The organism is Shewanella sp. Isolate13, assembly GCF_022398325.1.
Classification (GTDB): Bacteria; Pseudomonadota; Gammaproteobacteria; order Enterobacterales; family Shewanellaceae; genus Shewanella.
This window is the reverse complement of record NZ_JAKEVD010000008.1, coordinates 1-23,456: the sequence shown is the minus strand read 5'-3', so window position 1 is coordinate 23,456 and position 23,456 is coordinate 1. Positions and strand designations below refer to the sequence as shown.

Sequence of the window (23,456 nt, the reverse complement as noted above, 5' to 3'; positions counted from 1 at the left end):
TTCACTGCTCAGTTAGAAATTAGCTAGCTCCTTGCTCTTGTGGGCACTTTCTTGGCTTGGCTGTTTTTCTTGTGCTGGGCGCAGTGCATTAAATTCTGTACCTTTGTAGTAACCGGGCCAGTCGTGGTTGTTACCTAATTCGAAGGCGGCTTGGTAGAAGATGGCTAGATCTTCCAGCGCCCCAGAAAGATCCCAATCTTCACGATACTCATCGCAGACATTGTGATAGCAGCCTTTCATTTTCAGTTTCATCTGCGCCTTGTATTGTGCGGTGGCCTCGTCAACTGGTTCACTGCCGCCGCCAGCAAATACCGCAGGTACACCTTCTTTGGCGAAGCTGAAATGATCGGAGCGGAAAAAACCGCCTGATTCAGGATGTTTCTCGCGTTTGGCGGTGCGGTTTTGGCTCTTGAGCGCATTCACTAGATAGTTTTCCAGTTCAGACTTACCTTTACCCACTATGGTGTAGTCAGTGGTTCGGCCGTAAATATTGGTGCTGTCTAAGTTGAATACCGCCACACTTTTGTCGAGTGAATAGATAGGATTGGCAGCGTAATAACGAGAACCTAATAGGCCTTGTTCTTCGCCTGTAGTGGCGATAAAGGTGACTGAGCGTGCGAGAGGGTGACCATTTTTAGCTTGATCGGCAAACTGGCGCGCAATTTCCAATATGCCGGCGGTGCCAGAGGCATTATCGAGGGCGCCATTGTAGATCTGATCGCCATCTTTGTTGGCGTCTACACCAATATGATCCCAATGAGCGGTAAACAGAATATGTTCATCTGGGCGGCTACTACCGGGCAAGGTAGCAACGACATTGTAGCTGTTGGCATACTCGGCTCGATTTTCAAAGGCAATCGAGGCGGTTTGGTTTAACGCTAGATTGATGGCGCTGGCGGCAGCCCGATCTGAAATGGTTGCTAATGACAAGCCCGAACGATCAAATAGCTCGGTGGCTACATCATAGGTGATCCAACCTTCGACTTTTACTCGCTGTGCTTGTTCGGTAGGGGTACGTACCAAATCTTGTTGAGCGCCAGTCCAGCTGTTTTCCACGACGGACCAAGGGTAGGAAGCAGGCTTAGTATCGTGAATGATAATTGCGCCTAAGGCGCCTTGGCGACTGGCCTCCTCGAACTTATAGTTCCAGCGGCCATAATAGGTCATGGCTTTACCATTAAACTTGCCAGCGTCGGGCCGAGCAAAACCTGGGTCATTGACGAGGATCACCGCTATTTTGCCGTGCATATCTATATCTTGATAATCATTCCATTGATACTCAGGGGCATTAATACCGTATCCGACAAATACCAGCGGTGCCTCGTTGATATCTATGCTAGCAATATCATGACGGCTACCTAATACCACATCTTGGCGGTATTTAAGCTGTTGCTCTCCTAATTGAATTTCCTGCTGCTCCGATGCGGTGTAACTCACCATTGGTACAGCCTGGAGGTAATCTTTTCCGTTAGGTTTCTCTAACCCCATTTTTGCGAATGCATTACTCAGGTAATCGAGTGTCAGCTGCTCGCCTTTGGTTGTGGGCGCGCGGCCTTCAAATTCATCTGAAGCGAGGGTTTTTATGTCTTGGCGAAAGCGAGCCTCATCGAAGGTGACGTCGCTTGGCTTGCTAATATTACTTGGGTGTTGGCTGCAAGCACTCAGCAAGGCAAGTGCGCAAAGAGGTAAAATTGAACGCATGAATAGGTCCTATTATTGTTGTTTTAGACTTTTTAGCGGCATTAACACGCATGATGGAGGAAGATTACCCCCTATGGCAAGGGGGCGAGCCGATAATCTATTTGTAAAAATGTTACTTAATATTGCGCGAGCGATTAGCTGCTTCATACTTGGTTTAATTGAGGGCTCAGTACACTCGTCTTAACTTATTGAGTGACACTAACGATGTCATCACGTGGGACTGTGCTGATTCAAGTGTTAGTGGCTTGAATAGGTATTGTTGGTCGTAATGGATGAGTTGTTATAATTTGATTGACCTTAGCAATATTTAAGATACTGTGTCTTTATTGATTTAATTATGAAGATTGAAAGCCACTAACGTTATGTTTTACTTCCCTAATATAGGTTTGTAAACCTTAGGTTATGTTGCCATTCTTATACAAAACCAGTGATACTCTTATGGAAAAGTTTATTACGTTTTTTATTTTTTTGGTTCTGGCATGCAGTTCTGTTGCAGTGAATTCTGCCGAGTTTTCACCACTACATACCATAGAAAAATTAAGCAATGGTCAGCGGATTTTGGCTTTGCTTAATGATAAGACCCTCGATACGAACCATAAACGTCATCAATTGGCGCAAGAGATCCCCCAAGAACAGGCGCAGCAGTCAGCCTATCATGCATTTGCCTATTATCGCATTTTACATGACATAGAGATGTCAAATGGCAATCCAGAGGCCGCTGAGCTGGCGATATCAAAGATGCTGACAGCGGGACAAAGGCTAAATAGAGTTTGGCTGATCGCCGAAGCGAAAATGTGGCAGGCGACTTTTGCTGTTAAACAGAGTCGTTTTAAAGATGGATTGGCTTTGGTTGATGACGCCATTCGTTTATCGAAGGCTGCTAATTTCGATCACCTGACAGGGCGCGCTTTTAATACCAAAGGTGCGCTTTATTATTTTCAAGATCAGTACTATGTCGCACTTGAGTATTATCTAAACGCCCTCGATATCTTTAGATCACAACCGGATGATCCGTATATTAGTAAGGTTTTGTCTAATGTTGCGGTTATCTATGTGGATCTTCAGGAGTGGGATAAAGCTTGGGACTCTAATAATGAGGCGTTAGCACATATTGACGAGTATGGCGGTAGCTATGAGCAGTTCAGTGCATTTAATAACAATGCCGCTTTTATATTAGAGCAGTTAGGTAGGGTGCGTGAGAGTGAGCCCTATTTAATCGCCGCCCAGAAAAATGCTGAGTTAAGCGGTAATTTGCGCGTGAAGGTGAATACCAAGACCTCTTGGGCACATTATTACCTTTCAATAGCGCAATATCAGTTGGCCGTTGATATAGGTAGAGAGTGTGTCGCACTCGCCTCTGTAAATCGGTATCTGTTATTTGAAAGTGACTGTAGCAGAATATTGGCTAAGGCTTTATTTAATTTGGGGCAGGTTGATGATGCCCTTGTGGCGTTAGTAAAGAGCGAGACCTTATATAGCCAAATAGGTACAAGGGCGGGTTTAGCTGATACCTATAATACTTATGCCTTAGTCTATGAGGCACAGGGAGATTATAAAAGCGCATTGGATTATCAGCGTAAGGCTAATGAAGAAGATAAAGCTTTACTGTTTGATAGGCGAGCCAAGATGAGTCTTGAGTTGAGTAAAAGTTACCAAGAGAAATATCGCCAGCAGGAGCTTGCGGTGTTAAAAGCTGAGAATGATGCGCAAGATGCCCGACTTGCGGAGCAAAAACTTCGCGAAAAGCTACTTTTCTTTATTATTCTCGTGTCTGTGATTTCCATTTCACTGTTGATCTGGAAGCGTTACGGACTTGAAAATGATAATAAGAATCTACAAAGTTCTAATCGAGAGCTATATAAGCAGTCTAACCTAGACACCTTAACGGGCCTATATAACCGTCGCTACTTCTTAGATTATTTGGCGCAACAAGGGCAACTACCAACATCTAAAGATACTAGGATGTGTCTGGCCATTATCGATATCGATCACTTTAAGAGGGTCAATGACAGCTATGGTCATGATATCGGGGATGAGGTGTTAGTTAGGGTTGGCCAACTGATCCAGAGCAAGATCCGGGAAGATGACCTGCTTATTCGCTGGGGGGGAGAAGAGTTTATCTTGTTACTTAGCTGGCCAGCGGCTTCCTGTCCCCAATCGGCAAAAGTGTTATTGAGTTACTTTGAGCGTATTCGCCAGGCGGTTGCCGATACCATTATTGAGGTTCAAGGGGCGAAGTTGCAATTGACGGTTTCGTTTGGAGTGGGGCTGCCATTAGATGCGCGCACCTTAGTCGATTCATGGCAGCTTGTGCTTGATGGTGCCGATAAGGCACTTTATCTCGCTAAGAGACAGGGACGTAACCGTGTGGTGCTCGCTCAGGTGGCATGGGAAGTGACTGAAGATAAATCATAACATCACAGTCCTTTCGCTGGCTTGTGTAAATAGTTTTGTATTGACCAGTTTTTATTCAGATCCTAGTCTGTAAGCTAAAGGAATAATTGTGAAATAGAAATAAGGAAGATAATGAATACCAAACTTGAGTTCAAATCAGCTGTAGCGTCCATCGCTCTACTGTTGGGGATGTCATCACAGTTAGTGGCGGCAGAAACCCCAACTCCTGGTTATAACAACAAGATCCCCGAAAGTATTATGACTCCGAATAAGGTTGAGACGAGTATTGGCACATTGGAGTTTCATGATGGGGCACCGACCATTGAAACGAGTCGGAAAATATACGATAACCTCAACACTATTCGTGCAACCGAAACGTTTTTAAATGCGATCCCCATGGCTTCGGTAGAAGCGTTACGCCTTGGACATGAAAACCTTGGGATCACTCAATCAAATCAAGTGCTACTGTTTGACAAATTGATGGACTCAAATCCACTTTTCTTAACAGGTAATACCGACACGGTTTACGCATCAGCGTTTTTAGATCTTAAACGTGATGGCCCGACGGTCGTAGAGGTTCCAGCAGGAATGGGCCCAACGACCGTAAATGACGCTTTCTTTAGGTTCGTAACAGATATGGGAATAGTTGGCCCAGATAAAGGAAAAGGGGGCAAGTACTTGATTTTGCCTCCAGAGTATAAAGGTGAGGTGCCAAAAGGCTACTTTGTGTCGCGCTCGACGAGTTACACCAATTGGTTTATTGCTCGGGGTTTCCTCAAAGAGGGTAAGACTGATTCAGCAGTTCAAGCATTTAAGCAACACCTAAAAATCTATCCTCTTGCCAAGCAGAGTCAGCCGCCAAAGATGGCGTTTCAGTCGGGCAGTGGCTTAGAGTTTAATACGGTGCATGCCAATGATTTTCACTTCTTTAAAGAGATCCAGCCTGTACTAGAGAAGGAGCCTGTGTCATTTATCGACCCCGAACTTCGAGGCTTGATGGCGAGCATAGGGATTCAAAAGGGTAAGCCTTTTGCACCAGACGAACACATGACTGCACTACTTTCTGACGGTGTAGCTATCGGTAACGCCACTGCTAGATCGCTGATGTTTCAACCACAAGACGATAGTGTTTACGTCTATCCAGGTCGGCTTTGGAAAACCGCTTTTATTGGCGGTGACTATCGTTGGCTAATTGATGATGGTGAGGGTGGACGTAATTTGGATGCCCGTAGTTACTTCTTCTATATGGCGACCGTGAATACGCCGGCAATGGCGCTAAAACTGATTGGCAAGGGCTCGCAATATGCCATGTTGGATAAATCAAAAGACACGGCGTACCTGAACGGTAGCAAGACCTACAAGCTGAATATTCCAGCCGATGTTCCAGCAAAGAACTTCTGGTCTGTGGTTGCTTATGATACGCAAACCCGCTCGGAGCTGCAGACGGGGCAGCAGTTCCCAAGTCGTAATAATCAGCGTGATGATTTGACCCTAAATGCCGATGGTTCCGTGGATATTTACTTCGGTCCGAATGCGCCTGAGGGGAAAGAGAGTAACTGGATCCAAACAGTACCTAATAAAGGCTGGTTTATCTTGTTACGCCTCTATGGTCCGCTTGAATCCTGGTTTGATAAGAGTTGGCAACCCGGTGATATTGTGGAAGTGGAGCAATAATCTTCGGGCTTGAATTACCCAATAATATTAAGGGCAAGGTTATGCCACAGATACATACACCTTGGCCCTAAGAGGAGTCAGAATGTTTTATCAAACCGTTAAATCTTGCAAGGGGAAAGTTTTCCAGTTGAGTATTGGGACCTTATTGAGTGTGCTGGCTGTTACATCTGTTTATGCAGAGCAATATGTATTCCCAGAAAAAGGACAGTCACCACAACAACAGGCGAGCGATGAAGCGAGTTGTAATAAGTGGGCTATTGAGCAAACTGGATATAACCCTAATGAGGTTACCAGTGTGAGTGAGGAGGCGGCATCGGTCGAGCCTGCCGGGGCGGATAGAGGTTCTGCATGCGGGGGGCAATGGCTGGCGCTGCAGCCGGGGCGGTAATTGCTGAAGTGGGAGATGATGATCGCAGTGACGCCGCAGAAAATGGTGCCATGATTGGAGCGGTTGCTGCACGTCGTCAAAGTCGACGGGCAAATATACAGCAGGCGGAGCAGCAAGCAAAAGCCGAACAACATGCACAGGCTCAAGCAGCGGCGACTAATGCCCAAGGCTCTGAAAACTATTTTAAAGCACGTGCCGCCTGTCTTGAGGGCAAAGGCTATAGCGTCAAGTAAGTGAGTCCTATGATGGAGGTTCGCTGTAGTTTAGCCTGCCTCTAGGACTTCGTTAAAACGCCTCTGCTACCGAAAGATATAGAGCATCGTTAGTTCCTGAACGAGCATAATCCACTCTTAAATTCACCCGCTGAGAATCAAGTACCATATATCTTAGGCCCACACCGTAACTGTCGATCCTCTCTTTATCAAATAGATCTTTAATTTTGTCGGCGCTATAACCTGAGCCTACAAATGCCACTAGACCTAAGTCTCCCCATACCTTCCAACGCGCTTCCACTTGACCCGATGTCGATGCTTTATTTAGGTACTTGGTTGCAGAGAAGCCTCTAAGGTTTAAGGTACAGTAATCCCACAAAGGGGCTTGGCCATATTTACCACAGGCTCTCGCTTCAAAACCCAATACGAAAGGTTCAAATAGCTGATGGTAATAGCGGTAGCGTGCCTGATAAGATTGGTAGGTATTGCTGCTTCCGAGAAACTCATCATTGAACATGGCATCGAGTTCAAATCTTTGTCCCGAGTAGGCGTTAGTTTGGTTATCTCGGCTATCATATTGCAATAGTAAGCCGCTACCATTGGCTTTGGCCTCACCCGTGTCATCTTCGCTGTTGCCGCTAAACTTATCGCCTTGCGAGGATCCAGATATAAGCTGTTCGTTGTCGATTAACCTTAACTGCGCACCAAGATACCAATTTTGTGCAATGCTACGCAGTAATTGCCCCTTTAAAAGGGTGCCTTTGATATTCCAGTCGAGTCCAAAGTCACCGTCAGTGTATGCTTCGTCTAATAGGGTTAATTTTAAAGAGACATAGGCTGCGGTACCTGAGAATCGCCATCTGTCTTCGTCCCAGTAGTTTTGTTGCATCAGCCCATAGGCGTAGCTGTCGTTATCTGTGTATGCGGCAACAGCTTGAGTACTGGAAGCGGGCTGATAGGCCTTTTCAGCGTCAGTCTGTCCATAGTAGTAAGCTCCAGCAATGACTAGACCTGAGCCTATGGTGGGATCGACTATAGGAATAGGCACGGCAACGAAGTCACCTTTTTGCGCCTTAAACCGCGTATCTTGCTCTCTTAAGTCGGGTTGCCACTCAGGAATGAGATTGTTCATTCCATAACTTCCCGTTGTATTGTTTGTATGTGACTGTACGTTTTGATGGGGGCTTTGGCTCTTAGTGCTATGGTTGTCAGCGCTTTTTTTTTCGGTACTCTGTTTTTTGGTATTCTGTTTTTCGGTACTCTGAGGCTCTATCGTTTGTCTCTCGCTACTGTGGGCAGAAAAGCTCAAGCTTATTGAAAAAAATAGGCTTAATAGATAAATTTCCAATGGCTTCTTGAGCATCTATCCCCCGATAAAATGTGAGATTGTTGCTTTTATGTTAGCACGGTTATTTGGCAAATAACGGGTTCGTGTGATGCGAGAGCATGAAGAGGTGCTTAAACGGCAGCATTACACTCATATTGATCGGGTGTTTTCTAAGAACTGTTCCAAGGACTAAGTACTAATAGCTGCGGCCGCGACGCAACAGATAATATAAAAAAGCCAGTAGTGTTTAGCTACTGGCGTTTTCGGGGGGTAAGCTTATGGCGTGGGCTGCGTTAATCCGCAGCGTAGCCGTTAGCAGGAAGAGCTTGGCCATCAAGCCGAACAACGCCATCAACCATCGCTAGACGTTGCTGGCTGAACCATTTAACCACAAGCGGGTAAATGGCATGCTCCTGTTCATGAACTCGTTCTGCTAATGTTTCGGCAGTATCGTCGTCATAAACGGGAACCTTAGCTTGCAAAATAACCGGGCCTGAATCTAGCTCTGGCGTCACAAAGTGTACGCTTGCGCCATGTTCAGTATCTTTTGCATCGATTGCGCGTTGGTGGGTGTTCAAACCTGTATATTTAGGCAAGAGAGAAGGGTGGATGTTAACCATCTTACCTTCGAAACGCTGTACAAACTCGTCACTTAAAATGCGCATAAAGCCTGCTAAGACCACAAGATCTGGCTGGTACTTTTCTATCGCTTTAAGCAAGCGAGCATCGTACTCTTGTCTAGTTTCACCTGTGTGAGCTATCACGCAGCTGGTATCAATCTCGTTGTGATGAGCGCGAACTAATCCGTAGGCGTCTGGCTTATTACTGATGACACCAACAACTTCCGCTTGAAGGTTATCATCGCAACCATCGATAATGGCTTGTAAATTACTGCCGTTACCTGAAATTAATACTAAAACGCGACAACTCTGGGGCATTACAGGATCTCCACTTGCTCTTCTTCGCCGTTACGCTTGGCAATGCTACCGATTAACCATGCGTTTTCACCTTCTGCATTTAGCAGTGTTAAGGCTGAATCGACTTTGTCTGCTGGTAGGGCGACAACCATACCAACACCACAGTTGAAGGTGCGGTACATTTCAAATTGTGAAATGTTGCCGTTTTCCATCAACCAGTTAAATACGACTGGCCATTGCCATGAGTCGCTGTTAACCACTGCTTTGCAATCATCTGGTAGTACGCGTGGAATGTTTTCCCAGAAGCCACCACCTGTAATGTGCGACATTGCGTGAACATCATGCTGTTCAAGTAACTTAAGCAGAGATTTAACGTAAATTTTTGTAGGTTCTAGTAAATGGTCGATCAGAGGTTTACCTGCCAGTTCTTGCTCAGGATCAGCCTTGCTCACTTCTAATACCTTGCGGATAAGTGAGAAACCATTTGAATGAGGACCGCTTGAAGCTAATGCGATAAGCGCATCACCGTCTTGCACTTTAGTGCCGTCGATGATTTCTTCTTTCTCTACAACACCAACACAGAAACCTGCTAGGTCGTAGTCTTCGCCTTCGTACATGCCTGGCATTTCAGCAGTTTCACCGCCAATTAATGCACAGCCTGATTGTACACAGCCTTCAGCAATTCCTTTTACAACGGCGGTGGCAACTTCAACATCGAGTTTGCCTGTTGCGTAGTAGTCTAGGAAGAACAGTGGCTCTGCACCTGCAACGATGAGATCGTTTGAACACATGGCAACTAAATCAACACCGACGTTATCGTGTTTCTTATAGTCGATAGCAAGGCGTAGCTTAGTGCCAACACCGTCAGTACCAGAAACCAGTACTGGATGCTTATACTTAGTTGGTAGCTCACAAAGTGCACCAAAACCACCTAGGTTGCCCATTACTTCTGGACGGCGGGTACGTTTTACTGCTGACTTAATGTTGTTAACTAGTGCATTTCCGGCATCGATATCAACGCCTGCATCTTTATAGCTTAGTGGGGTAGTAGGAGTGCTCACGGAGATCCTCTTCGGGTACGGGTATAGATTGTTATAGGATTTTATGCGGCGCCATTCTACCAGCTTGTGGTTAGCGTCGAAAGCTAAGTTTTTCAATAAACTTAGCGACAGAGGTCACGATTTGCCGCCTTTTTGAAACTTTAAGTTTGCCTACGCGAACAAATCTACTAAAATCGTTAAAATTTACCGTAAAAAATACGTTAGAAAACTAGGAGAACAAGATGAAAGTCGTTGAAGTTAAACATCCTTTAGTCCGTCATAAAATTGGATTAATGCGCGAAGCTAATATCAGTACCAAGCGTTTTCGCGAACTAGCGGCAGAAGTGGGCAGTTTACTAACATATGAAGCAACGGCTGACTTTGAAACAGAAAAAGTCACTATCGAAGGTTGGAATGGTCCTGTTGAAATTGAACAGATCAAAGGTAAGAAGGTTACGGTAGTACCTATCTTACGTGCAGGCCTTGGTATGATGGATGGCGTATTAGAGCACGTTCCGAGTGCGCGTATCTCTGTTGTTGGTATTTACCGTGACGAAGAGACACTTGAGCCAGTTCCATACTTTGAAAAACTAGCAAGCAACATGCCTGAGCGTATGGCGCTAGTGGTTGATCCAATGCTTGCGACTGGTGGTTCGATGATCTCTACTATCGACCTACTAAAAGAGCGCGGTTGTACAGCGATTAAAGCACTCGTACTCGTAGCTGCACCAGAAGGTGTTGCTGCACTTGAGAAAGCGCATCCTGATATCGAGCTTTATACCGCGTCAATTGATGACTGCCTAAACGAGCAAGGTTATATCCTACCTGGTCTTGGTGATGCGGGTGATAAGATTTTCGGTACTAAATAAGCTTTAGTCTGAATCCTATTATAAAAAAGGAGCCAAATGGCTCCTTTTTTATTTTCAGCTCTAAACCAGCTACATCAAGTTCTTTTACTTTGACTATAACCTGCTATAAATCTAGCTTACAGCACCATAGCTGCTATCCAACCAAATACTAATAGCGGAATATTGTAGTGAATAAAGGTTGGGATCACGCTGTCCTGAATATGGTCATGCTGACCATCGGCATTAAGGCCTGCTGTTGGGCCCAATGTCGAATCTGATGCTGGAGAGCCTGCATCACCCAGCGCAGCAGCGGTACCGACTAATGCGATAGTTGCAGCGACAGAGAAACCAAAGCTTAAGGCTAAAGGTACATAAATTGTCGCGATAATTGGGATCGTAGAGAAGGATGAGCCAATTCCCATGGTGATTAATAAGCCAACGACCAACATCAGGAAAGCGGCAAGGGCTTTGTTATCACCAATGATGTCACTGAGTGATGCAACGAGATTCATCACATCACCGGTTTCTTTCACAACCGCTGCAAAACCTGCGGCAGAAATCATGATAAAACCAATATTGGCCATCATGCGAACGCCTTGGTTAAATACATCTTGGTCTGCAACATGGCTCAAAGCACCGGAAAAACTGAAGATGATAAAACCAACAAGGGCACCAAAAATCATCGAACCTGTGTAGACTTGAGTTGCTAAGGTCGCGACTACCGCTATCAGCGCAATAATAATATTACGGCGATTTAACCCCTCTTCAGGTTCAGCTTGTAAAATCAGTTCTTCTTTATATTCTCTTGGCTTTCTGTAGGAGATAAATACCGCAACCAGTAAACCTGCAATCATACCTAGAGCGGGTAGCATCATTGCTGATGGGATTTGACCTAGGGTGGCATCCAAACCGTTACTCTTTAAGTTGGCAAGCAAAATATCATTCAAGAAAATACCGCCAAAACCGACAGGTAAGATCATGTAAGTTGTGACCAAACCAAAAGTCAGTACACAAGCAACCAATCGTCTATCTAAATGAAGCTTAGACATCACATGTAGCAGAGGTGGGATTAAAATAGGAATAAACGCAATATGGATTGGCAAAATGTTCTGTGAAGAAACGGCCATGGCCAAAACGGCAATGAGTAACCCCCAACGAACGCGATTTAAGTTGGTTTGAGATTGTTCTTTGCCTAAGCTGGAGATCACCTTTCGTGAGATCAGTGTTGTTAGACCTGAATGTGAAAGGGCAACTGCAAAGGCGCCAAGAAGGGCGTAGCTCAAAGCGATCTGCGCGCCGCCACCAAGGCCAGTATTAAAAGCATCGACCGTATCTTGGAGGCTCATGCCACCCACGATACCGGCAACCAGTGCACTAATGGTTAGCGCGATAACGACGTTCACTCTTGCAAGGCTTAATCCCAGCATTAAGCAAACGGAAATGACAACAGCATTCATAATATGATTAATCTATTTCTTATATTTTCGAGTTGACGTCATTTTTGCCTGTTACAGCCCCAGATGTCCAGCATCAGCAAGCTATATCTTGAATTCAGTCTGGTTTGTGAATTAGCTGTAGCTAAACATGAAAATAAAGTGTGAATGGTAATGTGGGGATTTGGTGTTATTGTTCAGACTGTAATCGGTTAATCAAATGTTCATTTAAAAAGGTGATATTGTTCTCAAATAGCTTGTGCAAAGAAATACACTGCCTATAATGCTTTAGATTTAAAACGAAACAGCGTTTTTAGCAATCCATAGATGGAGAAATAAAATGAGCGTATTAGTAGGCCGCCCGGCCCCTGATTTTACAGCTGCTGCAGTACTAGGCAATGGTGAGATTGTTGATAGCTTTACCCTATCAGAAGCAATTAAAGGAAAACCAGCTGTAGTATTCTTCTACCCACTTGACTTCACTTTCGTGTGTCCATCAGAGCTGATCGCTTTCGATCACCGCATGGACGAGTTTAAGAAGCGTGGCGTTGAAGTTATCGGTGTTTCAATCGACTCTCAGTTTACTCATAACGCGTGGCGTAACACACCAGTAGACAAGGGCGGTATTGGCCAAGTTCAATACACGCTAGTTGCTGACGTTAAGCACGAGATCTGTAAAGCTTACGATGTAGAGCATCCAGAAGCGGGTGTTGCATTCCGTGGCTCTTTCCTAATCGACAAAGAAGGTCAAGTTCGTCACCAAGTGGTTAACGATCTTCCATTAGGTCGTAACGTTGATGAAATGATCCGTATGGTTGATGCACTTCAATTCCACGAAGATCACGGTGACGTTTGCCCAGCGGGTTGGGAAAAGGGTGACAAAGGTATGGATGCAAGCCCAGAAGGCGTAGCTTCTTACTTAACAGACAATGCTGATTCACTATAATTTCTTAATGAAATTGTAAGTTAGAATGCATAAAAAAAGCTGCGTTAATCGCAGCTTTTTTGTTTCTATCGTTTGTCCCGTTATAAGGTCAGTTGACGCTTGAGAGACTTATCTAGAAAGCTTAAGGCTCAATCGTGTCCAGAGGTTTCTCTGTTTGCGCTTCATCAGCAATAAAAGGCCAGCCACCAAGTGCTTTCCAGCGGTTCACAATCAGGCAGAATAACTCTGCGGTGCGCTCGGTATCATATAGCGCTGAGTGGGCTTCACGGTTATCGAAGGGGATCCCCGCCATCGCGCAGGCTTTTGCTAGTACAGTGTGCCCAATTGCTAATCCCGCTAATGTCGCGGTATCAAAGGTGGCAAAAGGGTGAAATGGTGTACGCTTTAGGCTATTACGCTCAATAGCTTGGGTGACAAAGCCGTGATCGAAAGACGCATTATGAGCAACAATAATACTGCGATGACAACCTGCCGCTTTTTGTGCTTTTTTGACTTCTTTAAAGATCTCTAAAAAGGCTTCTTTCTCACTGACGGCACCACGGAGTGGGTTGGTTGGGTCGATACCGGTAAAAGCCAACGCTTCAGGCTCAAGATTTGCACCTTCGAATGGCTCAATATTAAAATGGAGCGTTTTATCAAGCCCGAGAACGCCGTCTTCGTCCATTTTTAGCATGCTGACTGCAATTTCTAAAAGTGCATCAGTTTTCGCGTTAAAACCCGCGGTTTCAACATCGATGACCACTGGGAAATACCCTCTAAAGCGGTTTTTCATTAAATTAGGGTCAAAAGTGTCAGTCATTAAAATTTCCCAAAAGTGTGCAGGCGCCTATTATGCTGCAACTGATATTCACTGTCATGTGCGTTTGGTTGTTTTATAGGCTAAAGAAAGATAAATCTTTGCCGATAGAAAGGGGTGATACAAATTTAGAGAGTAATTTTATGCGGCTTAGGGTTATTTTAGCATCATTATTGTGCCTGCCATTTTTTGTGAATGCAGAGCTGAGGCAGTATGTCGCTTCTTTAGAGGAGTCGCAGTGGCGTTTAAGTGGTAATAATCCAATAATGTGTCGCCTTGAGCACGATATTCCTGCCTATGGTAAAGCGGTGTTTACCAGTCGGGCTGGTAAAGATCATAACTTGAACTTCACCCTAGATATGTGGGTTAAGCCCGATCAGGTTACTCAAGCTAAGTTGATGAGCATGGCTCCAGCTTGGCGCCCGGGAGTGCTGTCAAAAGAGATCACCGAGCTCACTTATCAGAAGTACTTTAGTGGAGAAGTTCCACGTAACGCCGCTTGGTCAATGCTTGCGGAGTTAGAAAGTGGTATGCAACCAACTTTCTATTATGCCGATTGGTATAATGAAGCGAATAAGATCGCGGTCGGTCTCTCGGCGGTGAACTTTAGACGCCAATATGCAGAGTTTAAGTCGTGTTTGTCTTCGTTATTACCCTATTCGTTCGAGGATATCGCCTTTACGGTACTAACCTATGAATCTGGTGGTACAGAGTTAACTCGTTATGCAAAGTCACAGATTGCAAGAGTACAAGAATATTTAGCTTACGACCAAAATGTTGACTTGGTTCTGATCGATGCCTATACAGATAGCTATGGCGGTCGTAGCGTGAATCAAAAAGTATCTGAAAAACGCGCAGATTCGGTGAAGGAATTTTTTGTAGCCAGTGGGATTGGCCAAAATCGTATTCATACACTCGGTCACGGCGAGAGGAGGCATGTCGCGTCTAACGAGACGATTGATGAGCGGGCGCGAAACCGTAGGGTCGTGATTAGAATTAGTAAACCACTCTAGCCAACCATGAAACTCTGAAGAGCCTAGCTTAATCGCTGGGCTTTTTTGTGGCTGAAATTTGTCGCCGTCAGGAGTCATCAGCCAACTTTAAAATAAAAAAAAGCCCGCTTACAAGGTAAGCGGGCCGCAAAAATAAATCATTGCAATCAACAAATTGAAGGAAGGAAGTCAAGCATAAGAACCAGGGATATAACTCCCGTGGAAGACCACGAAAGTTTAAGAGTTCTTTGTTTCCGAATCTGCTAAGCAGACACTTCCTGAAAACGAGACGAATTATAGGCCTGGCGTTCAGGAGTGACAAACTAGAATAATTAGTATTTGACATTAGTTTTGCTAATGCGAGTCGCTTGTCGGTTTGCTGCTAAAAGATACGGAACCCCCTAATATTGCGGGGAGAGTCACGTTTTGTGTTGAGTTTTGCATGATATTTAATTTATCTATGTTGCTAAATTATTAACAGTTGCTAAGTCTATTTAGCAAAAACAATATTGAAACAAACTTTGCGATGTTTTTTTTTAGTTTGTATAGTGCCCTGTGAAGAAGGTGTTAGTGTTAAAACAATTAAAAATAAGATTATCTAATTATAAAAACTAACGATAGAAACAGAAGGCTCACTAAATTCGAAGAGTCAATTAATCAGGGATAAAAAATGCGAATTCATTCGATACTAACTAAAAAGCATTTGTTAGCCATTGGCTTAGGCTTAGCTGTGGTGGGTTGCCAGTCACAACCCAAGGTAGAAGAATCTGCGATTGCCGTTAAGAGTAATGCGAGTGGTGTGGTTGAAACGATCCATGGCGTAGAGGTTGCTGATCCCTACCGCTATCTAGAGATCGAGTCCAAACAGACCCATAAATGGGTTAGTGAACAACAAAAAGCGGGCCATGCCTATTTGGCTAATATTGAAAACAAGCAAGCCATTGTTGATCGAATTACTGAGCTTTGGAATTTTGAAAAAATTTCAGCACCGTTCGAGAAAGGTGACAATACCTTCTATTACCGTAACGATGGCTTGCAAGCGCAATCCGTTCTCTACGTTAAGGGTGGCGATGGTGAGGCAAGAGTGGTTCTCGATCCTAACAGTTTTTCTGATGATGGAACCGTGGCTTTGTCAGGCGTGTCGGTCAGTGATGATGGTAAAACCTTGGCTTATGGGATCTCTAAGTCCGGTTCAGACTGGCAGGCATGGCACTTTATCGATGTCGCTACTGGTAAGAAGTTAGCCGATGAGCTTGACTGGATAAAATTCTCTAGCGCGGTTTGGAATCACGATAACACTGGCGTCTACTATGCACGTTATGATGCGCCGGAAGGCGGCAACGCCCTAGCCGATGTTAACTTTAATCAAAAAGTGTATTTTCATAAGATCGGCAGCGCGCAAAGTGACGATACCCTAGTTTATGAAAGACCTCAGAATAAAGATTGGGGTTTTGGTATCGAAGTCTCGGAGAAGGGTGACTACTTGTTGCTGTATATTTCTCAAGGCACTGACAGTCGAAACCGTTTCTTTTATAAGTCATTGACTGATCCGCAAGCCCAAGTGGTAGAACTGATCCCTAACCTTGAAGCCGAGTACAATTTTATCGGCAACGATGGCGCCGTTTTTTATTTTAAAACCGACTATAACGCGCCCAACGGTAAGGTGATTGCGGTTGATGTCAATAATAGTGGCAAAGATAATTGGAAGACGATAGTTCCTGAGCTTAAAGATCCAATTAGTAACATCGCTATCGTTAATGATCATATTGTGGTGAGCTATCTGCATGACGTATTAGGTAAACTGACAATTTACAATATGAATGGCGATAAGCGTCAAGATGTGACGTTACCAGGTAAAGGCAAGATTGCAGGTCCTTACGGTAAACGCAGTAAAGACTATTTCTACTATGTTTTTAATAGTTACGTTCAGCCACAAACGACCTATAAGTTTGACTTTAAAACCGGTGAGTCGAGTATTTACTCAAAGCCTGAAGTTTCATTTAACCCAAGTGATTACACCTCGGAACAGGTCTTCTATACCAGCAAAGATGGTACAAAAGTGCCTATGATGATCTCTTATAAGAAAGGGATGAAAAAAGATGGTCAAAACCCAACTCTGCTATATGCCTACGGTGGTTTTGCCATTTCTATGACGCCGCGTTTTAGCCCTGCCAACATTGCATGGATGGATATGGGAGGGGTCTATGCTGTGCCAAACCTACGTGGTGGCGCCGAGTACGGTGAAAGCTGGCACCAAGCGGGGATGTTCGATAAGAAGCAAAATGTGTTTGATGACTATTATGCCGCGGCGGAGTACCTGATCGAGGAGGATTACACTAACTCGTCGAAGCTTGGAGCCTATGGTCGTAGTAATGGTGGCCTATTGATGGGGGCTACCTTGACCCAGCGTCCAGAGCTGTTTGCAGCGGTTCTACCAGCGGTTGGTGTGTTGGATATGTTGCGCTTTCAGAAGTTTACCATCGGCTGGGCATGGACCAGCGAATATGGTAGTGCCGATAACGCCGAGCAGTTTCCTGCACTCTATGCTTATTCGCCATATCACAATGTGAAAGCCCAAGCCTATCCTGCGACTATGGTGATGACCGCGGATCATGACGACCGTGTTGTGCCACTGCATAGCTTTAAGTTTGGTGCCATGATGCAAGAAAAGCAGCAAGGCGATGCACCTGTAATTATGCGAATTGAATCAAAAGCGGGTCATGGCGCGGGTAAGCCTACTTCAATGAAGATTGATGAGTTTGCCGATATCTACAGTTTCCTTTGGCATAACTTTGGGCTGCAGATCCCAGCAAAAATCACAGAGTAAATAAAATATGACGATTTAAAAAGGGGAGCCTCGGCTTCCCTTTTTTGTTTCTCTAGCTAATTTGAGCTTATGCTTTCTACATGAATTATGGCCTTGGATATATATGCAACAAAGATGAAAGTCGATTAACAAAATTTTATGAAGATGCGCATTGCTTATCACATATCGCGATTCACAATTGCATACCTACTAGGTATAGTAGGCCTCTATTTTATCTCATCAATTGGCAGTTACTGTTTATGTTTCGTTGGCCTATTTCGGTTTACTATGAAGACACGGACGCAGGTGGCGTTGTTTATCACTCAAATTACTTAAAGTTTTTTGAGCGCGCGCGAACCGAGTGGCTGCGTGCTATGGAGATCAGTCAAACAGCCTTATTAGCCCAAGACACTGCGTTTGTAGTTAAACGTGCAGAATTGGATTTTTGTAAGGCCGCACGCTTTGAACAGAACCTTATTGTAGAAACTAAGGTCATAGAACTTAAGAAGGCCTCATTGGTATTTGAGCAACGTTTAATTGATGAGCAAGGTGTGGTGTATTGTGAGGCTGACATTGTTGTTGCCTGTGTTGCACTATCACGTATGAGACCCAAAGCCATTCCCCAACATATTGCGCAGGAGTTTAAAGGTGGAAGCTGATATTTCTTTTATTGGATTATTTTTACAAGCAAGCCTATTAGTTAAGTTAGTCATGCTGACGTTATTAGGCTTGTCGATTGCTTCTTGGGCGGTGATTATTCAGCGTCGCAGATTGTTAACAGCAGCAAAGAAAGAAGCGCTCAAGTTTGAAGATAAGTTTTGGTCGGGTGTTGACTTGAACAAGCTTTATCAAGAATTGTCAGCGAGACAAGACAGCAATTCAGGCCTGTCATCTCTATTTGTTACCGGCTTTAAAGAGTATGCGCGTTTAAGTAAGTTAAATGGCCGCGTGCCAGAAGCTGTAATGGACGGTAGCTATCGTGCGATGCGTGTTTCTTTGTCGCGTGAGTTAGAAAAACTTGAAACTCATCTCCCTTTATTAGCGACTATCGGCTCTACCAGTCCATACATTGGTCTATTTGGTACTGTATGGGGGATCATGAACTCCTTTATCGCATTAGGTGCGGTGGAAAACGCCACGCTAGCCATGGTTGCACCAGGTATTGCAGAAGCTTTGATCGCAACCGCTATGGGTCTATTTGCTGCTATCCCAGCCGTTATCGCTTATAACCGTTTCTCTACGCAAGTTGAAAAGATTGAAATGTCTTACGCCAACTTTATGGAAGAGTTTTCAAGCATTTTGCACCGTCAAGCGTACAGCGAGAAGGAACAGGCATAATGCATCAAGGCTACCAGAGGAAGCGCCGTCGTCCGGTCGCTGAGATTAACGTGGTGCCCTATATCGATGTGATGTTGGTACTGCTGATTATTTTTATGGTAACGGCACCGATTGTCACTCAAGGGGTGAAAGTCGATCTACCTCAAGGGGCTGCGGAGACTCTACCTGCCGATAGTAAGCCTCCGGTTGTCGCATCGATTGATGCGATGGGTGAGTATTATTTAGATGTGGGCAGCTCAAGCAGCAAAGAAGCCTTAGAGTTAGATGAAGTAGCTGTACGTGTGGGGGCGATTATTCAATTAGAGCCAGAGCGTCCGGTTGTTGTTAAAGCCGACCGTTCCATTCCCTATGAAAAAGTGATCCAACTGATGGTGACTTTGCAAGGAGCAGGCGTACCTTCGGTGGGATTAATGACAGATTCGCCGGAGGACAACTAAGTGGCGGCTAAATCTGATTTAACGCTTCCAGTTGTTATTTCAGCTGGAATTCATATTGGCGTGATAGTTATTCTTGCCTTAGGTGTGGATTTTTCTGAAAAGCCTAAACCACAGCCTCAAGCTAGTGCGCCAGCGGTTCAAGCGGTCGTGGTCGATCAGAAAAAAGTGGCAGAGCATGTCGAGAAGCTAAAAGCTGAAAAACGCGAAGCTGAACGTAAAGAGAAAGCTCGCCAAGATGAGGCCGACAGAAAAGTACGTGAAGCGCGAAAAGAGCGTGAACGCGAACAGGCTCGAATCAAAAAGCTTGAGCAAGAACGCAAGCAAAAAGAGATTGAAACGAAACGTGCGGCCGATGACGCAAAAGCTGCTCAGCTGAAGCAGAAGCAGGAAAGAGAGAAAGCGGCGAAAGCAGAAGCGGAGCGAAAGCAGAAAGAGAAGGAACGTAAAGCTTCTGAAGAAGCAGCTAGAAAGGCCGAAGAGAAACGTAAAGCTGAAGAAGCGGCAGCTAAGAAAGCAGAAGAGGAGCGTAAACGCAAAGCTGAAGCTGAACGTAAACGTAAAGCGGAAGAGCAAGCAAGGCGCGAGCAAGAGCAGATGATGCAAGAGGCGCTGGCTGCTGAGCAAGCGGCACTGTCTCAAACCCGTAATAAGCAGGTGATGACTGAGGTGCAGCGTTATACCTCGATGATCCGTGCGACAATTCAGCGAAATCTAGTGGTTGACGAGTCCATGCGAGGTAAGAGCTGTAGGGTCTTCATTCGCTTGGCTAATGATGGTTTTGTGACAGCAAGTCAAACTCTCGATGGAGATAGTGTTGTTTGCCGAGCAACAAAGGCCGCGATTAATAAGGCGGGCAGGTTACCAGTGTCGAGTGAACCTGATGTCTATAACAAGCTAAAAGAAATTAATTTAACAGTTCAACCTGAGTTTGACTAAAGGAGTCTTATGAAGAATTTGGGGAAGTGGTTGCTGACGGGTCTACTTATTTGCAGTATGCCTGTAAAGGCCGCATTAGATATTATCATTACAGAGGGGGTTGATGCGGCGAGACCCATCGCTGTTATTCCGTTTGTTTGGCAAGGTACAGGCCCTATGCCGTCACAGATCTCAGATGTGGTGATGTCGGACTTAGCGCGAAGCGGGACTTTCAGTCCAGCCGATGAACTGAGTTTGCCACAGCGCGGCATTAGTACTTTGGCTCAGTTTAATGCCTCTGCTTGGATGGCACAGCCTGCTGAAGCCGTGGTAATGGGCTCTGTTAAGCCTTATGGTGGTGATAAGTACTTGGTCAGTTTTGAACTGATCGACTTAGTTAAAGCGCAGCTTCAGTCTGACTTATCTGCGAAAGATTTAGTGATAGATAGTCGAGAAACGGTTATTACTGCCGCACAGTTCCGTCAATATGGTCATCGTATCAGCGATATAGTTTATGAGAAGCTAACCGGTATTCGTGGAGCATTTTTGACTCGTATCGCTTATGTTGTTGTCAATCATGGAGAGAAGTCTCCTTATAAGTTGATGATTGCTGATTATGATGGTTATAACGAGCAGATGTTGTTACGCTCTCCTGAGCCATTGATGTCACCTTCTTGGTCGCCTGATGGGCAGCGTCTTGCGTACGTAAGTTTTGAGAACCGTAAAGCCGAGGTGTTTGTACAAAATATCTATACTCAGCAACGAACCAAAGTGACTAGCTTTAATGGTATTAATGGCGCACCCGTTTTTTCACCTGATGGTAAGAAACTGGCATTAACACTTTCAAAAGATGGTCAGCCTGAAGTATATGTGGTCGACATTGCAACAAAGGCACTTAAGCGAGTGACCAATCATTACGCGATTGATACTGAGCCGTCTTGGTTCCCTGATGGTAACTCACTACTTATTACTTCTGAACGTGGTGGGCGTCCACAACTGTATCGGGTTTTCTTAGATTCGGGTAAGATTTCTCGCTTAACGTTTGAAGGTGAGTGGAACCTAGGTGGTTCGATTTCACCGGATGGCCGCAGCATTATTTTTGTAAACCGTACTAATGGTAAATTTAATATCGCTCGTATGGATTTAGAAACTCGATTCATGCAAGTGTTAACTAGCACTCGTCTAGATGAATCACCAAGCGTGGCGCCAAATGGCACCATGGTTATTTATGGAACAACTTACCAAGGCAAACAAGTGTTGGCGGCAGTTTCTATGGATGGACGTTTTAAAGCAAGATTGCCAGTCGGTCAGGGTGAAGTTAAATCACCGTCTTGGTCACCATTTCTCTAACTATAAAGATTAAGGATTTAAAAAATGGATCTGAATAAGCTATTTAAAGCCATGTTAGTCGTACTTCCTATTATGGCTATCAGTGCATGTAGCTCTACTTCTGAGTCAGAAACTGATGCAACAAGCTCAACCGAGTCTTCTTCATCGAGTGAATATGCTAACAATGGTGTTGAAACTGGTGGTGTTGCACCTGTATTGACCCCAGAAGAGCAGCAGCGCCTTAAGTACCAAGAGTTGAGAAAAGAGCACATCATCTATTTTGACTTTGACCGCAGTTCGGTTTCTCAGCAGTTTGCTGAGGTATTGAATGCACATGGCGATTACTTGGTAGAGCATCCAAATGTACGAGTGATGATTGAAGGTCATGCGGATGAACGCGGCACTCCAGAATATAACATCGCACTAGGTGAGCGTCGTGCTAAAGCCGTTGCTAAATATTTGCAAGGCATGGGCGTTCAGCCAAGCCAAATGAGTATTGTGAGTTATGGTGAAGAGAAGCCGATGGATTTCTCTCGCTCAGATGAAGGTTTTGCGAAAAACCGTCGCGCAGTACTTGTTTATTAATCTTACAGGTAAAAGGTTTACCTTATGAAACATGCCGTATTATCAGCGGCAATCATCCTAGTTGCAGGTTCTGCTTATGCAGCGCCTGCTCCGGTTGAGGATATTGCTGGTGGCTCTACCGATGATAGAGTTGCTCGTTTAGAACGAGTTATTAAAGCTAAACAACAAACTGAGTTTCAAATGCAGCAGCGTTTAGAAACACTTCAGCAGGAAGTGTTGGATTTACGCGGCCTAAGTGAGCAGCAGTCTTATCAAATTGAACAGATGTTACAAAGACAACGTCAATTATATGAAGACATCGCTAACCTTTCTTCAAAATCTGCGGCGGCCGTTGTTGTCGATACGACGAGTGCAAGCCCTGCAACGTCATCGAGCCTAGGTGAAACCGCAAGCTATGAGCAAGCGGTCAATTTAGTCTTAAAAGAGAAGAAGTACGAAGCTGCCATTCCAGCGTTTGCGCAATTTATTGAGCGTTACCCCAACTCAAGCTATGCTCCTAATGCAAATTATTGGTTAGGACAGTTACTTTATAATAAGAATGAGTTCGCTGGCGCGACGAAAGCTTTTACTACCGTTGTTGAAAAATACAAGGATTCTGGCAAGCGTGGAGAAAGTTTAGTCAAGCTAGGCATGATCGCTGAAAAGACCGGAGATAAAGCAAAAGCCAAAGCTTATTATCAAAAAGTTACCCAGGAATATGCTAACAGCGCTGCAGCCCGAATTGCATTGCAGCAACTTTCAGCACTTTGATGCTCATTTATTCAGAAAACAAAACCTTAGATTGTTTTTCATGCAAACGAGGAGAAATGGGAAATTTGCGCTTGCATGCGAAGATGAAAAAGGTATTATAGGCGCCCTCGGAGCGAGAGAGTCGCTTGAGGGTATCTTAACCCACAAAGTTAGTCTGACTAACCGGTGAGTTAAAGGTACAGGTTATACCAGATGGGTCGTTAGCTCAGTCGGTAGAGCAGTTGGCTTTTAACCAATTGGTCGAAGGTTCGAATCCTTCACGACCCACCACTTTTCTGCCAGTGGCTAAACAAGTAGAAGCAAAACCAGATGGGTCGTTAGCTCAGTCGGTAGAGCAGTTGGCTTTTAACCAATTGGTCGAAGGTTCGAATCCTTCACGACCCACCACTTTTCTGCCAGTGGCTAAACAAGTAGAAGCAAAACTAGATGGGTCGTTAGCTCAGTCGGTAGAGCAGTTGGCTTTTAACCAATTGGTCGAAGGTTCGAATCCTTCACGACCCACCACTTTTCTGCCAGTGGCTAAACAAGTAGAAGCAAAACCAGATGGGTCGTTAGCTCAGTCGGTAGAGCAGTTGGCTTTTAACCAATTGGTCGAAGGTTCGAATCCTTCACGACCCACCACTTTTCT

At 44.8% G+C, this 23,456-nt stretch carries 21 protein-coding genes and 4 tRNA genes; 19 read left to right on the top strand and 6 right to left on the bottom strand.

The genetic code is table 11. The features are described 5' to 3' along the window. Positions 1–12: 12 nt before the first annotated feature. Complete coding sequence (locus tag L1D44_RS07255; RefSeq protein WP_239889521.1) at positions 13–1,701, bottom strand: M28 family metallopeptidase; 1,689 nt, start codon at positions 1,699–1,701, stop codon at positions 13–15. A gap of 438 nt (positions 1,702–2,139) precedes the next feature. On the opposite strand from L1D44_RS07255, the gene L1D44_RS07250 reads away from it, so the two are divergent. The 4 genes from L1D44_RS07250 to L1D44_RS07235 all read left to right on the top strand — a co-directional run bounded on the left by L1D44_RS07250 (position 2,140) and on the right by L1D44_RS07235 (position 6,390). Then, positions 2,140–4,116 (top strand): diguanylate cyclase, encoded by a 1,977-nt coding sequence (locus L1D44_RS07250; RefSeq protein ID WP_239889520.1) that lies wholly within the window; start codon positions 2,140–2,142, stop codon positions 4,114–4,116. Between the two features lie 111 nt (positions 4,117–4,227). After that, the gene (locus tag L1D44_RS07245) at positions 4,228–5,769 is read left to right on the top strand and encodes a DUF1254 domain-containing protein (RefSeq protein ID WP_239889519.1); all 1,542 of its coding nucleotides are present in this window, start codon (positions 4,228–4,230) and stop codon (positions 5,767–5,769) included. A 127-nt stretch (positions 5,770–5,896) separates the two neighbouring features. Then, positions 5,897–6,157, top strand: coding sequence for a hypothetical protein (locus L1D44_RS07240; protein WP_239889518.1), 261 nt, complete (start codon positions 5,897–5,899; stop codon positions 6,155–6,157). Then, positions 6,118–6,390 carry a hypothetical protein gene (locus L1D44_RS07235; protein WP_239889517.1) on the top strand — a complete coding sequence of 91 codons (273 nt, stop codon included), beginning with the start codon at positions 6,118–6,120 and terminating at the stop codon, positions 6,388–6,390. Before L1D44_RS07240 ends, L1D44_RS07235 begins: the two co-directional genes overlap by 40 nt. A gap of 52 nt (positions 6,391–6,442) precedes the next feature. On the opposite strand, the gene L1D44_RS07230 is transcribed toward L1D44_RS07235, so the two are convergent. The 3 genes from L1D44_RS07230 to purM all read right to left on the bottom strand — a co-directional run bounded on the left by L1D44_RS07230 (position 6,443) and on the right by purM (position 9,674). Then, positions 6,443–7,501 (bottom strand): BamA/TamA family outer membrane protein, encoded by a 1,059-nt coding sequence (locus L1D44_RS07230; RefSeq protein WP_239889516.1) that lies wholly within the window; start codon positions 7,499–7,501, stop codon positions 6,443–6,445. A 488-nt stretch (positions 7,502–7,989) separates the two neighbouring features. After that, positions 7,990–8,634 (bottom strand): phosphoribosylglycinamide formyltransferase, encoded by a 645-nt coding sequence (purN, locus tag L1D44_RS07225; protein WP_239889515.1) that lies wholly within the window; start codon positions 8,632–8,634, stop codon positions 7,990–7,992. Then, complete coding sequence (purM, locus tag L1D44_RS07220) at positions 8,634–9,674, bottom strand: phosphoribosylformylglycinamidine cyclo-ligase (RefSeq protein WP_239889514.1); 1,041 nt, start codon at positions 9,672–9,674, stop codon at positions 8,634–8,636. Before purM ends, purN begins: the two co-directional genes overlap by 1 nt. Positions 9,675–9,895: 221 nt before the next feature. On the opposite strand from purM, the gene upp reads away from it, so the two are divergent. After that, positions 9,896–10,522, top strand: a complete 627-nt coding sequence (gene upp, locus L1D44_RS07215; protein WP_202720057.1) for a uracil phosphoribosyltransferase — start codon at positions 9,896–9,898, stop codon at positions 10,520–10,522. Between the two features lie 116 nt (positions 10,523–10,638). On the opposite strand, the gene L1D44_RS07210 is transcribed toward upp, so the two are convergent. After that, positions 10,639–11,958, bottom strand: a complete 1,320-nt coding sequence (locus tag L1D44_RS07210) for a Na+/H+ antiporter family protein (RefSeq protein ID WP_239889513.1) — start codon at positions 11,956–11,958, stop codon at positions 10,639–10,641. 316 nt (positions 11,959–12,274) lie between these two features. On the opposite strand from L1D44_RS07210, the gene L1D44_RS07205 reads away from it, so the two are divergent. After that, entirely contained in the window at positions 12,275–12,880 is a 606-nt protein-coding gene (locus L1D44_RS07205; protein ID WP_220767774.1) for a peroxiredoxin C, read from the top strand. A gap of 121 nt (positions 12,881–13,001) precedes the next feature. Here L1D44_RS07205 and rnt read toward each other — a convergent pair whose 3' ends face one another. Further along, a complete protein-coding gene (gene rnt / locus L1D44_RS07200) occupies positions 13,002–13,679 on the bottom strand; it encodes a ribonuclease T (protein ID WP_239889512.1) in 678 nt (225 codons plus the stop codon). Positions 13,680–13,819: 140 nt separating this feature from the next. On the opposite strand from rnt, the gene L1D44_RS07195 reads away from it, so the two are divergent. The 13 genes from L1D44_RS07195 (at position 13,820) to L1D44_RS07135 (ending at position 23,449) form a co-directional block, all read left to right on the top strand. Then, positions 13,820–14,689: an OmpA family protein gene (locus L1D44_RS07195; RefSeq protein ID WP_239889511.1), complete on the top strand. Its 870-nt coding sequence runs from the start codon at positions 13,820–13,822 to the stop codon at positions 14,687–14,689. A gap of 649 nt (positions 14,690–15,338) precedes the next feature. After that, positions 15,339–17,495 (top strand): prolyl oligopeptidase family serine peptidase, encoded by a 2,157-nt coding sequence (locus L1D44_RS07190; RefSeq protein WP_239889510.1) that lies wholly within the window; start codon positions 15,339–15,341, stop codon positions 17,493–17,495. 239 nt (positions 17,496–17,734) lie between these two features. Continuing rightward, on the top strand, positions 17,735–18,133 hold the full coding sequence (gene ybgC / locus L1D44_RS07185; RefSeq protein ID WP_220769717.1) for a tol-pal system-associated acyl-CoA thioesterase: 399 nt from the start codon (positions 17,735–17,737) through the stop codon (positions 18,131–18,133). Further along, a complete protein-coding gene (gene tolQ, locus L1D44_RS07180) occupies positions 18,123–18,812 on the top strand; it encodes a protein TolQ (protein WP_220769718.1) in 690 nt (229 codons plus the stop codon). The genes ybgC and tolQ overlap by 11 nt, the downstream gene beginning before the upstream one ends. Continuing rightward, positions 18,812–19,249 carry a protein TolR gene (tolR, locus tag L1D44_RS07175; protein WP_220769719.1) on the top strand — a complete coding sequence of 146 codons (438 nt, stop codon included), beginning with the start codon at positions 18,812–18,814 and terminating at the stop codon, positions 19,247–19,249. Before tolQ ends, tolR begins: the two co-directional genes overlap by 1 nt. Next, on the top strand, positions 19,250–20,185 hold the full coding sequence (tolA, locus tag L1D44_RS07170; RefSeq protein WP_239889509.1) for a cell envelope integrity protein TolA: 936 nt from the start codon (positions 19,250–19,252) through the stop codon (positions 20,183–20,185). It abuts the gene before it with no gap. Positions 20,186–20,194: 9 nt separating this feature from the next. After that, positions 20,195–21,514, top strand: coding sequence for a Tol-Pal system beta propeller repeat protein TolB (tolB, locus tag L1D44_RS07165; protein ID WP_239889508.1), 1,320 nt, complete (start codon positions 20,195–20,197; stop codon positions 21,512–21,514). A gap of 24 nt (positions 21,515–21,538) precedes the next feature. Beyond that, complete coding sequence (gene pal / locus L1D44_RS07160) at positions 21,539–22,078, top strand: peptidoglycan-associated lipoprotein Pal (RefSeq protein ID WP_220769722.1); 540 nt, start codon at positions 21,539–21,541, stop codon at positions 22,076–22,078. 24 nt (positions 22,079–22,102) lie between these two features. Beyond that, positions 22,103–22,828 (top strand): tol-pal system protein YbgF, encoded by a 726-nt coding sequence (ybgF, locus tag L1D44_RS07155; protein WP_220769723.1) that lies wholly within the window; start codon positions 22,103–22,105, stop codon positions 22,826–22,828. Between the two features lie 194 nt (positions 22,829–23,022). Next, positions 23,023–23,098, top strand: a tRNA-Lys gene (locus L1D44_RS07150). Between the two features lie 41 nt (positions 23,099–23,139). Then, positions 23,140–23,215: transfer RNA gene (locus L1D44_RS07145), tRNA-Lys, on the top strand. Positions 23,216–23,256: 41 nt separating this feature from the next. Beyond that, a tRNA-Lys gene (locus tag L1D44_RS07140) sits at positions 23,257–23,332 on the top strand. Between the two features lie 41 nt (positions 23,333–23,373). After that, positions 23,374–23,449: transfer RNA gene (locus L1D44_RS07135), tRNA-Lys, on the top strand. Positions 23,450–23,456 lie beyond the last annotated feature (7 nt).